Raw genomic sequence first — 12,887 nt, 5'->3', positions numbered from 1 at the left:
GCGAGGGACTTGGAGGAAGCCTAATGTCCGACGAGGTACGTGAGTTCAAACTGCCCGATCTCGGGGAAGGTCTGACCGACGCCGAGATCGTCCAGTGGCTGGTTCACGAAGGCGACAGCGTCGCGCTGAACCAACCTCTCGTCGAGGTCGAGACCGAGAAGGCTATCGTCGAGATTCCGTCGCCGTACGAGGGCACCGTGGAGAAGACGTTCGGAGAGGTCGGCGCGCGCGTGAACGTCGGCGCAACACTGATCACAATCCGAACGGCCTCCGACGCCCCACAGACCGGGCGCAGAGAAGTACTCGTCGGTTACGGACCCGAGGACGGCCCGCCGATGCGGCGCAAGCAGCGTCGCATCGGCAAGCGCGATTCGGATGAGCCCGGGGCGCAAACGCCTTCCGCAAGGGCACTCACCACGCCGCCGGTGCGCAAACTGGCCCGCGAATTGGGCATCGACGTCGACACGGTCGCCGGCACCGGACCCGATGGGCGCGTCACGCGTGAGGACGTACAGAATGCGGCCGCCGCCGGCCCATCGGACGCCCCCGCGGAGGTCGCGGTCTCCTCGGTGCGCGCACCCCGCGCGCGCGTCGTGGAGGGCGCCGAAGACGAGCGGATTCCAGTGCGAGCAATTCGCCGCTCGATCGCCGAGAAGATGGTCCGCTCGGCGTTCTCCATTCCGCACGTGACCGAGTGGCTGCAGATCGACGCGACTCAACTCACCCAATTGCGTCGGGACCTCAGCACGGCACCCGAGGCCGCCGAACAGAAGATCTCCCCGCTGCCGATCGTGATCAAGGCGCTGGTGGCGGCACTGCACCGGCATCCGCTCATCAACTCACGCTGGGACGAGGAAGCCACCGAGATTGTGGTCCGCCGCGCCTACCACGTCGGCATCGCGACCGACACCGAGCGCGGGTTGCTGGTACCGGTAATCAAGGACGCGGATCAACTCAACGTTTTCGAGATCGCGACTGAGGTTACCCGCCTCGTCGCGGCGGCGCGCGCCGGCCGCATCGGTCCCGCCGACCTCACCGGTTCGACCATCACGATCACCAACATCGGATCGTTCGGGATGGAATCGGGAACCCCGATCATCAACTACCCCGAGTGCGCGGTCCTCGCGGTGGGGGTGATCGCGAGACGACCGTGGGTTGTTCAGGACGAGGTCGTGCCGCGCGATGTGATGACCCTGGCACTGACCTTCGATCACCGGATCGTGGACGGCGCAGAAGCCGGACGGTTCCTGCGCTACCTGGGCGACTTGATCGAGAAACCGGCGCGCTTGTTCGGCGTGCTCTAGCCCCGTCCGTCGCGACGGCGCGGCAGCGCGATCGTGAAGGTCGTGCCCTTGCCGCGCTTGGAGTCGGCCCACACCCGTCCGCCGTGCGCGCTCACGAGATTGCGCACGATGTACAGCCCGAGGCCGACGCTGGCCCGCCCGCGCGCGTTCGACGCTTGCTGGAATCGCTCGAAGATGTGGGGCAACTCCTCCGGGTCAATCCCTTCGCCCTCGTCGGCCACGGTCAGCAACACCTCGCCGTCGCCTTCGAACAACCCGATGCGCACGGTCCCCGAGGAGTACTTCAGCGCGTTGTCGACCAGGTTCGTCACAACGTGTTCCATGGCAGCCTCGTCGCCGTAGAGCCCTAAATCGTGAGAAGGGGTCTCCACGAGGATCTCCCTGTCGCGCGCGGCCGCCAACTCCGTAGCAACCCTTCCGGCAACGGCGGCGAGATCCAGAGGCGCGCGCCGCAACCGGCTCTTGCCGCTCTCCAGGCGCGAGGACTGCAGCAACTCCTCGATGAGACGCAGGATGCGCTCCGCTTGCTCTTGCATCACCGCGATGTACTCGTCGCGTTGCTGAGCGCTCAGATCAGCCGCGCGCTTGCGCAAGATGATCGCGTATCCCAGCAAGGAGGTGAGCGGCGTTTTCAGCTCATGCGTCACCGACGCCACAGCATCCCCTCGCATCTGATCGAGCTCGGCCAAGTGCGAAGCAACGCGATGCTCTTCGGCCAATCGCGCGGCCACCCGGTGCGCCGAGTACTCACGCAAGATCGTATACACCGCAAGTCCCGCCAACATCGCCGAGAACGCGGGCTCCCAAGCCGTCAGATGATGAGCTTCAAACAGCCCGTCGGGCACGACGTCGTAATCCGGCGCCAACACGAGCGCCACGCCGATCGTCACTATCGCCCCGGCGAAACCGGCTACCGGGATTCCGAGGCGCGCGCGGCGGATCACCTCGGGGACACTGCGTCCCGGCCCGGAATCCACCGGCGCGCTCATCCCTCGATCACGACTCCCTCGCCGGCCACAACGTGGCCGGCGACCGAAGCGGTCTCGCCATGCGCGCGCAGAACGTCGACGACGGTCGCTGCGGCCGGCTCTGGAACGACAAGAACCATCCCAAGCCCGCAGTTGAACACGCGCCGCATCTCGCCTTCAGAGATGCCGCCTTCGGCCTGGAGGAAATCGAAGATCGGCTGACGTCGCCATGCGCGCGCGTCGAGGCGTACGCCGAGGCCGTCCGGGAGCGCGCGCGCCACGTTGTCGACAAGCCCGCCGCCTGTGATGTGCGCGGCGGCATGCACCTCCGCCGCGGCTTCGGCGGCCAGAACCGCCGGCGCATGGATCCGGCACGGGCGCAGCAACTCCTCGCCCAGCGTCCCTTCGCATCCCGGCACCGCGACCCCAAGGGAGAGATCTCGGTCCAAGATGATCTTCCGCACCAAGGAGTACCCGTTCGCGTGCAAACCGCTGGACGCCAAACCGACGACAACGTCGCCTTCGCGCACGCGGTGCGGCCCGAGCATACGTTCGCGCTCTACGACCCCGACGGCGAACGTGGCGATGTCGTACTCCGCTTCGCCCATCGCCCCGGGATGCTCGGCGGTCTCGCCGCCGAGTAACGCCGCCCCGGCGATCCGGCACCCCTCGGCAACCCCGCCGACGATGTCGGCGATCCGCTCGGGAACGAGTCGGCCGCACGCGATGTAGTCCAGAACGAACAACGGACGGCCGCCTTCACAGACAATGTCGTCAACCACCATCGCGACGGCGTCGATTCCGATGGTGTCGTGCCGGTCGAGCGTCTGGGCAATCATGACCTTCGTGCCCACGCCGTCGGTGCCCGACACCAGGACCGGGTCACGCATTCCGTCGAACGCGGCAGAGAACCCGCCGGCGAACCCGCCGATCGCCCCGAGCACCTCCGGGCGCGTTGCGCCGGCCGCCGCGATGCGCTCGCGAATCAGACCGACTGACCGATCACCCGCCTCAATGTCCACACCCGCCGATCGGTAGGCGGAATCGTTGCCGCGCGCGCCCACGTTCTAGGTCTGCTGCGCGCGCCACTCGCCGCGCGCCTCACGGTCGTCCGCCGGGTCCGCCTCTTCGAGCGCGAACTTCAGCTGATCGACGTTCTCGGGAATCGGAATCGGATAGATGCCGTCGAAACACGCTCGGCAGAAGGAGTCCGAAGGCAACTGAGTCGAGCGCACCAGAGACGGCAACGACAGATAGGCGAGGGAATCGGCCCCGACAAACTGACAGATCTCATCAACCGCCAGATCCGAGGCGACCAGCTCGGACTTCGTCGCCATGTCGATGCCGTAGAAACAAGGCCAGCGAATCGGCGGGCTCGTGATACGAAGATGGACTTCGCTCGCGCCGGCTTCCCGCAGAAGCTTGACGATCTGCCGCGTCGTATTCCCGCGCACGATCGAGTCGTCCACGACGACCAGCCGCTTGCCCTTCACCGCGGAGCGAAGCGGATTGAGCTTGAGGCGAATCCCCAGTTGCCGGATCGTCTGCGTCGGTTGAATGAACGTCCGGCCGACGTAGCGGTTCTTCACCAGTCCTTCGCCGTACGGGATCTTCGAAGCCTCGGCGAAACCGGCGGCCGCCACAGGACCGGTGTCGGGAACCCCGATCACAAGATCGGCGTCGACTGGAGCTTCCTCGGCGAGCGCGCGCCCCATCTCTCGACGGACGTCGTGGACGGTCCGGGACTCCAACACGGAATCGGGTCTCGCCAGGTAGACGTACTCGAAGATGCAAAGCTTTGGATTCGGCTTCGCGTAGATGCGACTGCGGAGGCCGTTCTCGTCGATCGCGACGATCTCGCCGGGCTCGACGTCTCGCACCCACTGGGCGCCCACGATGTCCAGCGCGCAGGTCTCGCTCGCCAGGACCCAGCCGCCGGAGGCCAGCCGTCCAATCGCCAACGGCCTCACGCCGTTGGGATCACGGACCCCATACACGGTCTCCTCGTCCATGATCACGAGCGAAAACGCCCCACGCAGCAACGGCATGATCTCCTCGACGGCCTCATCCAGGGACCCCTCGTGCTGAGCCAGCAACGCCGTGATGAGGTCGGAGTCGGTGGTCGCGCGCAGCCCGAAATGCGGCTCGTGCGTGCGCCCCGCGATGTCGAGGGTGTTGGTCAAGTTGCCGTTGTGTCCCAACGCCACGCCGCTGTTGCGATGCTTGACCTCACGGAAGGACGGCTGCGCGTTCTCCCAGTTGCTGGAACCCGTCGTCGAGTAGCGTGTGTGCCCGATTCCGATGTGCCCTTGCAGTGCCGCGAGAGTGGACTCGGCGAACACCTGCGCGACAAGACCCTGGTCCTTGTAGACGATGATCCGGGATCCGTCCGAAACCGCCATTCCTGCCGCCTCTTGCCCCCGGTGCTGCAAGGCGTAGAGGCCGAAGAAAATAAGCTTCGATACGTCCTCGCCCGGCGCCCAAACGCCGAAGAGCCCACACTCGTCACGGGGAGAATCGTCGATCATCGAAAGCATTCTATCAGCGTCACAGGCCTGCCCTCCCGGCCGGCGGATCGCGGCCTTGCGTGTTCGCGGCGCACCCATCGGAGCCGGATGGGTTGCTACCATGCGCGCCGTATGGCGAAACCAGAGTCCCCGCGCACCCAGATATCCTCGGAAGCCATCGATCACCTGCTTCAAGACCTGATGGAAGAGGGTGCCACCGACCTCCTGCTCACGGCGGGAACCCCGCCGTTGATGCGCGTGGATGGCGCCTTGGTCCCGATGAGCGGCAAGAAGCCACTGCGTCCGGAAGACACCGAAGCGCTCATCCTGAGCACGCTTACGCGGGAACTCGGCGCGGCCTTCCAGCGAGCCAAGGAGGTGGACTTCTCGTTCAACTGGCGCGGAGTCGCCCGTTTCCGGGCAAACGCCTTTCGGCAACGAGGGTCCGCCGCCCTCGCGCTGCGCCTGATCCCCTACCGGATCCCAACGTTTGACGAGTTGGGCCTTCCCGAGGTCGTCGAGAGTTTCGTTCTGCGTAACCAGGGGCTGATCCTGGTGACCGGCCCGTCCGGATCCGGGAAGTCCACGACACAGGCTTCAATGATCGACCGCATCAACGAGAACCGCGCCTGCCACATCCTGACGATCGAGGACCCGATCGAGTACGTCCACAAGCACAAGCGTTCGGCGGTCAACCAGCGCGAGATCGGTGAGGACTCGTACTCATTCGAGCGCGCGCTGCGCTCGGCGCTGCGTGAGGACCCCGACGTCCTTTTAGTGGGCGAGATGCGTGACCTCGAAACGATCCAAGCGACGCTGACGATCGCCGAGACCGGTCACTTGGTACTGGCGACGCTGCATACCAACGACACGTCGCAGGCCCTGGATCGAATCGTGGATGTCTTTCCTTCCGAGCGCCAGCAACAAATCCGCATCCAGCTCGCGGGATCGCTCAGCGCGATCATCTACCAGCAGTTGCTTCCAAAGATCGGGGGCGGACGAGTAGCGGCTTTCGAGATCTTGGCAGCGACCGCCCCCGTGCGAAACCTGATCAAGGAAGGCAAGACGCGGCAGTTGCGCAACGTGCTGGCGACGGGCCAGCAGGACGGCATGCAGACACTCGAGATGTCGCTGTCCGACCTCGTGGCGCGCGGCGTGGTCGCCTACGAAGACGCCCTCGCGCGCAGCACGCACGCCGGCGAGATTCGGCGCGCGGCGGCGGCACCTGCGGAAGCAGAAAACCGCCCGCGTCGCCGTCGCTAAGCGACGACTGCGCAGGCGGTCTCCGAAAGCCCTACGGACAGCCCGCCAGAGACGTCCCCGTCGCGGTAGGAGTCGCCGCAGGCTTGACCACTGTGATCACTCCTGTTGTAGCGGTGGTGATTCCGTAGGAATCACTAGACGGAGCCGAACGCAGAAGTCCCGCCGTCACGAGTCCCGCAACACTCGATGCGTAGGACCCGTTCTTCGCGTAGTAAGCCTCTTGCGCGGTTTCAACCGCCTTGAAATCCGACTTACACGCAGACGACGCCCCTCGATCGGTGATGCCGCTGACGGCGAACACGACGACCGCAGCCAGAACGCCCAAGATCACGATGACAATCAACAACTCGATGAGAGTGAACCCTTCGTCCGGGCTCCTCCCTCTTAGGCGCTTTATCAATCCGGCCACCCCTTTCCACCTACCCGAGTCCCCGCAAGATCTATCGGCGAAACACGCCCCGAACAATAGATGCTAAGTCCGGGTTTGACCTCGTACGCGGTCATCTCAGCACGCTCCACGAGTTCACGGTCACCGTCGCCCCGGGTGTTACGCCCCCGAGATCTCCAAAGGTTACCAGCGCGCGCAGCCGATCGGCCCCCCCCACGCTCGCCACAAACAAGACGACACGATCATTCGCCGGAGAGTTGCTCGGCGTCCCGACGGGGAACCCGGTGAATCCGCCGGCCGGCGCCACAGCCATGCGGACCACGCGCGCCACAACCCCGCGACCGAACACCTGCGCAGACAAACTGAGGCCGGCCACGTCTACCGGCGCCAAAGGCGCGTATACCGTCCCCTGGACTGCCAACGTGGACAGAAGGCCGCTGCTCTTGAGCACGGCACACGCGGTCCCGCTCGCCTGATTCGCCTCCGTATACGGAACGACGATGCATCCGTCTTGCGCTTCGAATGCCCGAGGAATGTAGGTGATGGCGAGATCAACCCCGTCCAGCCAAGCGGTGGTGCTCAGCAGCGAAGTCGCCTGGGCTGTGTAACGCACGGTCATTCCCGACAAGACGCCGGGTCCGTTGTCCATTCCCTTCGCCAAGAGATCGCACGTGCCCAAGGTCCGCGATGAAGAGGCGCTGAACGTGCAAGAAAGCGCCGAGCCGCCTCCTCCGGGTGTGACGGTCGCCGTCAGACTCGCGACCGAGAGTGGAACCGTCTCTTCGTGGCCGACTCGAAGCGTCGCGGACGTGATGCGCGATCCTGCGGGCAACGACGGTGTCGTCGTGAATTCTCGGAGCGTCTCGTATGCGCTCGAACCGGTGAGCGACGCGGAGGCGCACGTGGACGTCGAGCACGCCGAGGAGGCATCGTTGGTCACGCCCTGCGTGGGGTTGGTAAACCCGGAAGTCGCAGCGGGATCGTGCGACCCAGCCAAGGAGGCGGCCGCCGTTGAGGTTCCGGATCCGGTCTTGAGTCCGTAGACGGCGATCTCCTGGTCGGCCGTCGCCGGTTGCGCACACAACTCGACCATACCGGCTTGCACGTCCATGCGACTGGACCTGCCGAAGATGAACTGCACGCCGTCGTTCGGGGCGGCGTCGGTCTCGAGCTTGCAGCCGCCGGGGATCGGAACGATCGGACGAGGAAGCAGCGGCAGCCAGTTCTTCGGCGTCCCGCCCACGACGTTTACCGTTGCGTCGTTGATCGTCCACACGCTGCTTCCGTTGCGGAAGTTGAAGTAGTACACGCCGACGCCCGCAGGGGAGGTCGCCGCCGGGAAGTACAGCAGAGCGCCCGTGCACGCGCCGTTCGTCAGCGCGTTGAGCGCAACCACATCGTCGTACATCCCGGGAGTGAACGTAATGATCGACGCAGGACCCGGGCACGACGGCACAGCCTGATAGGTCGGGACCGACGCCGTGGCCTTCGCGTAGTCCGGATCCGGCGCGTCTGCCGGGTTCGCCGCACCGCCGGACTTGTTGGCGCACTTCAAGGGGGGGACCGTTGAAGTGATGGTGCCCAAACAGTCCCCGACCGCCGAGACCTGCCCCGTCACGGCTATCGTCGACAGCAGTCCGCTAGCCGTGATGTTCGAGTGGGAAAAGACCGGCCCGCTGACGGCGAGGCTCGAAGCAGCAGCAGCCTGTTCGATCCCGTTCTCCGTCGAGTCCGTGCTGAGCGTCAGGATCGCGTTCGGCGGGTGGTTGTTGGGGTTGGGACCCGGAATCGTTCCGCTCCCGCTTTGCCCGGTGCACGTCGTGGTCGCCGACACGCCGTTCGTCGACGGGAGGGAGAACGATGTACACGTCCCGCCGCCCGCCGGGTCCTGCCCCTGGGCCAAGTTCCCACGAATGCTGTTGATCCCGCCTTGGACCGCGCCCTCGGCGGCGTACACCGCGGCACGCTGCTCGCGCACCGCGATCGTCGTGCGAAAACTGGCCTCGGCGAATCCAAGCAGCGACGCGATCGCAATGCCGAACAGCGAAAGGAAGACCAACGCCAGAACGAGCGCCATCCCTTCCTCGCTGCCGGCGCGCGCTCGCCGAAGCGTCAGGATTCCGCGGAACGGCCGCCGGCTCATCCGACCCTCCGCGAGCCGACCACGTCGAACGAGGCGCCACTGGTATCGGTAATCGTGAGCGTCACCTTCGACGGCGTCGAGGTGCCCGGGCACGCGGGCGTACACACCAAAACGGGATTCACCGATACCGACAGATTGTGAACGACGGAACTCGTGTTGATCACAACCGAGTCCTCGCAGTAGTACCTGCGCAGTTGTCGCTCGTTCTCCGCGGCAACGATCGCGTACGCGGCTACCTTGACGACGCCCTGGTCCGTCCATTGGAACCGCACGACCGGGATCACGCCCGAGCAAGTGGTGTCCGACAGAGATACGTCGTCGGAACTCTGCACGTCCGTGATGAAGAACGCGGGAGTCATCTGCCGATCATGGGACTGCGCGAGTCGGGTCTGCGTCGCGTCCGTCGTGCGCAAGCCCACGACGATCGCGGTCGAGATGGCTGCGCCGATGATCCCCAGAATCACCATTGTGATAACCAGCTCGACCAGTGTGAATCCCTCGTCGCGACGCATCACACACTCCGCTTGACGATCTGCAGCGTTTCGGTCGCGCGCGCGTCGTCGGACACCACTCTCAGCGACAGCCGCTGCAACCCCGAGTCCGACACCGGACACGTCCCATAGGACGACTCGAAGGTCTGTGTCGCGGACGTGTAGTACTCCACGGCTGTGACCGACACCGTGAATCCGGTAGGCGGCGTGAACGACACCGCTTCGTAAGACGACGTCGTTCCGCACGTGACGTACGACGCGGCCGCCAGAGTTTCGGCGTAGTCACGAAGGACGACCTCCGATGTCGCCTGTTTGCGATGGATGTCCGACGCGAGGATCGACGTGCCCATTGCGCCGACGATCGCGGCAAACGCCATGCCGAGGATCACCACCGTGACGAGCACCTCGACGAGAGTGACTCCCGCCTCGCCGCACGACCCGCGCCGCCGAAACATTAGATCTTGCCGGTCTGGTTGAAGATGCCGTACATCGCCGAAATCAGCGCCACCGCCACGAACCCAACCACCAGCCCCATGAAGATGATGACGACAGGCTCGAACAGCGTCGTCAATCGCTTGATCTTGTAGTCCAGTTCTTGGTCATAAAAAGCCGCCGCGGTCGCTAACTGCTCGTCGAGGGTTCCCGTGTCCTCGCCGACCCGGACCATCTGAGTGACCGAGGGCGGAAACAACTGACTGCGCACCATCGGGCGCGAAATCCCTTCGCCCTGCAGCATCGCGTTGCGGACAGCCGCCAAGCCTCGCTCGTAAACGATGTTCTTCGTTCCCTCGGCCACAACCTCCATGGCCTCGGGAAGGGGCACACCGGCTTGGACCATCGAGCCCAGGATCCGACAAAAGCGTTCCAGAATCGAGTAACGAACGACTTCTCCGGCTACGGGGAAACGCAGCAGCGACTTGTCCTTCAACTCACGGCCCCACGTCGTCCGTCCCGCCAGATACAGCGCCGTCCCCAAGAGCAGGCCCCCGAGGAACAACGCCCACCACCAGTGCGAGACGAACCGCGAGAATGACAGCAGCATCCGTGTCGTCAGCGGCAACTGCGCGTCGAGCGACTCGAAGAACTTCTCGAACCGAGGCAACACGAATGCTGTCAGGATCACGACGGTCACCACGCTCATCACCAAGATGACCATGGGGTAGGCCAGCGCAGAGCGGATCTTGCGTCGGGCTTCGAGGTCGCGCTCGATGTAGCGCGAGAGCTGATCGAGAACCTGATCCAGATGCCCTGTCATCTCGGCAGACCGCAGCATGTCGACGTAGAACGTTGGGAAGTGGCGGCCGTGCTGCCCGATCGCTGCCGACAGAGTCGACCCCCCGCGAAGGGCCTCGCGCACCTCTCGAAGCATCTGGCGAAGCGCGGGGTTGCCGGACTCCTCGCCGATGACCTCCATCGCATCCAAGATCGGAATCCCGGCGCGGATGAACGCGGCCAGCTGCCGCGAGAAGTGCATGATGTCGGTGCGAGGAATCTTCTTCTTCGAGATCTCGAAGGAGAACAGTCTCTTCTTCTCTTGCACCTCGATGGGTTCGAGCTTGCGCTCGGCGAGACTCAGACGCGCGCCGGCCAAGGTATCGGATTCGATCTGGCCCTTGACCTCGGTTCCGTCTTCGGCCCGTGCGATGAAACTGAATCGGGACATGGCCCCCACTCCTCAGAGGACGTAGATGGCCCGAACAACCTCCGAGATCGTCGTTGTGTCCTCGGCCACCAGCCTCAACGCTTCCTGCCGTAGCGTACGCATTCCTTGGTCTTGCGCCAGGGAGCGGAGTTCCTCGTGCGAGGCATCCTTGAGGATCATCTGCTTCATCGCCTCGGTGACGCGTAGCAATTCGTAGACCCCGATACGGTCTTGGTAGCCGGTCTGAGCACAGAAGTTGCACCCCGCACCGTGCCAGAACTTGGTCTTGGGATTCCCTCCGGCCTCGACATAGAACACCAGTTCTTCGGCCGCCGGCGCGTACCGGGTCTTGCACGATGGGCAGATGCGGCGAACGAGTCGCTGCCCGAGCACGGCCAGAACCGACGAAGCCACCAGGAACGGCTCGATTCCCATGTCCATGAAGCGGTGCAAGGCAGTCGCCGCGTCGGTGGCATGCAGCGAGGACAGCACGAAGTGTCCGGTAAGTGCAGCCTGCGTCGCAATCCGCGCCGTCTCGGCGTCGCGGATCTCTCCGACCAGGATAATGTCGGGGTCCTGTCGCAAGATCGCCCGCAACCCGCCGGCAAACGTGACTCCGACCGCTTCCTTGATCTGGATCTGGTTGATCGACGGGAAGACGTACTCGACCGGATCCTCAATCGTCATGATGTTGCGCTCGGTCTGGTTGATCTCGTTGACCGATGCGTACAAGGTGGTGGTTTTACCGCTCCCCGTGGGTCCCGCGCACAGCACCATGCCGAACGGCGAGCGGATGAGCTTCGAGTACGTATCGTGGGTGAACTTCGGCATCCCAAGGTCGTCGAGGCACAGCAGCGACTTCCCCTTGTCGAGCAGACGCAGCACGGTCTTCTCGCCCCAGATAGTCGGCGTCGTCGAGACTCGAATGTCGATCGGTCGCCCCTCGACCTCCATCGCGATCTGTCCGTCTTGCGCGCGCTGGCGCTCGACGATGTTCATGCTCGCCATGATCTTGACGCGGCTGACGATTGCCTGCGCCATGTCTCCGGGCAACTCCAGCATGTCGTGCAGCGCCCCGTCGATACGGAAACGCACTCGCACCCGGCCGTCTTGCGGCTCGATGTGGATGTCGGACGAGCGATCACGCAGGGCCTGGATGATGACGAGGTTGACGATCTGAACGACCGGGGCATCCTGCACGATCGCCTTTTGCAGCGACGTCTCGGTACGGCGGCCGACATCGCTTGCCTGAAACTGATCGACGAACTGCTCGACATCAGCGAGCGCGCGATAAGAGTTGTCGATGGCCCGCCGGATATCGCCAGACGGCGCAATCATCAAAAGGACGTCGAGTCCTGCGGCCACGGCAAGCTGGTGTGCAATCTCGCGGTTCGAGGGGTCGGCAACCGCCACCTCGAGAATGCCGTCAACGATGCGCATCGGAATCGACGTCGTCGAGCGCGCGACCGCTTCGGGAACTCGCTCCAGAGCCGACGGCTCGGGAGCTTGAGTCCGCAGGTCGGCCAGCGGCACCCCCATCTGCTCGGAGAGCGCACGAGCTAGATCGCGCTCGTCCAAGGCGCCAAGATCCACCAAGAGCTGACCCAGCCGCTTGCCCGACGAGGATTGCTGCAACAAAGCCTCGGCGATCTGGCGCTGGGACACCAGCTTGTTGCGCACCAAAAGATCGCCCAGCCGGTTCCCCGTCTGCTCCTTGGTCGAGGCACGCCGCGTTCGCCGCGGCTCGATCTCGACCGCCTGTGCGCTGCTTCTCCTGGCCAACCGATTACCTCTTCAAGTCTCGCGCGCGCGCGGAGTCTCCGAGCGTTCGCTTACTTAGTCGGCGTTTCTCGGCCGTCATTGATCTTTCGCATGTCCCTTTCCGACATGTGTGCACCGTCTGCACACATATCGGAACGAAGATCGACCGACCTAAGAGCTCCGGACGGATCTCCAAAGAGGGCGTGTGTCTCCGACACGCTGTACGGGGCGCGGCGCCGCAGGCCGCTGCAGGCTGTGAGTTACGATCCTCGCCGACGTGGAACACATGACCTCACTCCAGCGCTTCTTGCTGCGGCTCAGACCCGGACTCGAGCGAATGTCTCCGCCCGGGGCCGCACGCGGAGTTTCGCGCGTCTTCAGGGCGGCAGCCGGAACCATCGACCTCGCCCTGAAGACGGG

General features: G+C 64.6%; 11 protein-coding genes. 2 read left to right on the top strand and 9 right to left on the bottom strand.

Annotated features, from left to right (window positions below; all coding sequences use genetic code 11):
• Positions 1–23 precede the first annotated feature (23 nt).
• Positions 24–1,304, top strand: coding sequence for a dihydrolipoamide acetyltransferase family protein (locus tag WDA27_05320; protein MFA5890355.1), 1,281 nt, complete (start codon positions 24–26; stop codon positions 1,302–1,304).
• Here the strand turns inward: WDA27_05320 and WDA27_05315 are convergent.
• From WDA27_05315 to purF, 3 genes are read right to left on the bottom strand one after another with little or no spacing between them, the layout of a single operon-like run.
• Entirely contained in the window at positions 1,301–2,293 is a 993-nt protein-coding gene (locus tag WDA27_05315) for an ATP-binding protein (protein MFA5890354.1), read from the bottom strand. The two genes, WDA27_05320 and WDA27_05315, sit on opposite strands and share 4 nt — an antisense overlap.
• Positions 2,290–3,336 carry a phosphoribosylformylglycinamidine cyclo-ligase gene (gene purM, locus WDA27_05310; GenBank protein MFA5890353.1) on the bottom strand — a complete coding sequence of 349 codons (1,047 nt, stop codon included), beginning with the start codon at positions 3,334–3,336 and terminating at the stop codon, positions 2,290–2,292. Before purM ends, WDA27_05315 begins: the two co-directional genes overlap by 4 nt.
• Before the next feature lie 3 nt (positions 3,337–3,339).
• On the bottom strand, positions 3,340–4,800 hold the full coding sequence (gene purF, locus WDA27_05305; protein MFA5890352.1) for an amidophosphoribosyltransferase: 1,461 nt from the start codon (positions 4,798–4,800) through the stop codon (positions 3,340–3,342).
• Positions 4,801–4,911: 111 nt separating this feature from the next.
• On the opposite strand from purF, the gene WDA27_05300 reads away from it, so the two are divergent.
• On the top strand, positions 4,912–6,042 hold the full coding sequence (locus WDA27_05300; protein ID MFA5890351.1) for a type IV pilus twitching motility protein PilT: 1,131 nt from the start codon (positions 4,912–4,914) through the stop codon (positions 6,040–6,042).
• A 31-nt stretch (positions 6,043–6,073) separates the two neighbouring features.
• Here WDA27_05300 and WDA27_05295 read toward each other — a convergent pair whose 3' ends face one another.
• The 6 genes from WDA27_05295 to WDA27_05270 form a co-directional block, all read right to left on the bottom strand.
• On the bottom strand, positions 6,074–6,451 hold the full coding sequence (locus WDA27_05295; GenBank protein ID MFA5890350.1) for a prepilin-type N-terminal cleavage/methylation domain-containing protein: 378 nt from the start codon (positions 6,449–6,451) through the stop codon (positions 6,074–6,076).
• A 91-nt stretch (positions 6,452–6,542) separates the two neighbouring features.
• Positions 6,543–8,573, bottom strand: coding sequence for a hypothetical protein (locus WDA27_05290; GenBank protein ID MFA5890349.1), 2,031 nt, complete (start codon positions 8,571–8,573; stop codon positions 6,543–6,545).
• Complete coding sequence (locus tag WDA27_05285) at positions 8,570–9,085, bottom strand: prepilin-type N-terminal cleavage/methylation domain-containing protein (GenBank protein MFA5890348.1); 516 nt, start codon at positions 9,083–9,085, stop codon at positions 8,570–8,572. Before WDA27_05285 ends, WDA27_05290 begins: the two co-directional genes overlap by 4 nt.
• Positions 9,085–9,519, bottom strand: coding sequence for a prepilin-type N-terminal cleavage/methylation domain-containing protein (locus tag WDA27_05280; protein MFA5890347.1), 435 nt, complete (start codon positions 9,517–9,519; stop codon positions 9,085–9,087). Before WDA27_05280 ends, WDA27_05285 begins: the two co-directional genes overlap by 1 nt.
• On the bottom strand, positions 9,519–10,727 hold the full coding sequence (locus WDA27_05275; protein ID MFA5890346.1) for a type II secretion system F family protein: 1,209 nt from the start codon (positions 10,725–10,727) through the stop codon (positions 9,519–9,521). The genes WDA27_05280 and WDA27_05275 overlap by 1 nt, the downstream gene beginning before the upstream one ends.
• A 12-nt stretch (positions 10,728–10,739) precedes the next feature.
• A complete protein-coding gene (locus WDA27_05270; protein ID MFA5890345.1) occupies positions 10,740–12,488 on the bottom strand; it encodes a GspE/PulE family protein in 1,749 nt (582 codons plus the stop codon).
• Between the last annotated feature and the right edge of the window lie 399 nt (positions 12,489–12,887).

Source organism: Actinomycetota bacterium (assembly GCA_041658565.1).
In the GTDB taxonomy this organism is placed as follows: domain Bacteria; phylum Actinomycetota; class AC-67; order AC-67; family AC-67; genus JBAZZY01.
Note: the sequence above shows the minus strand (reverse complement) of the source record. Positions and strands in the feature narration are given on the sequence as shown.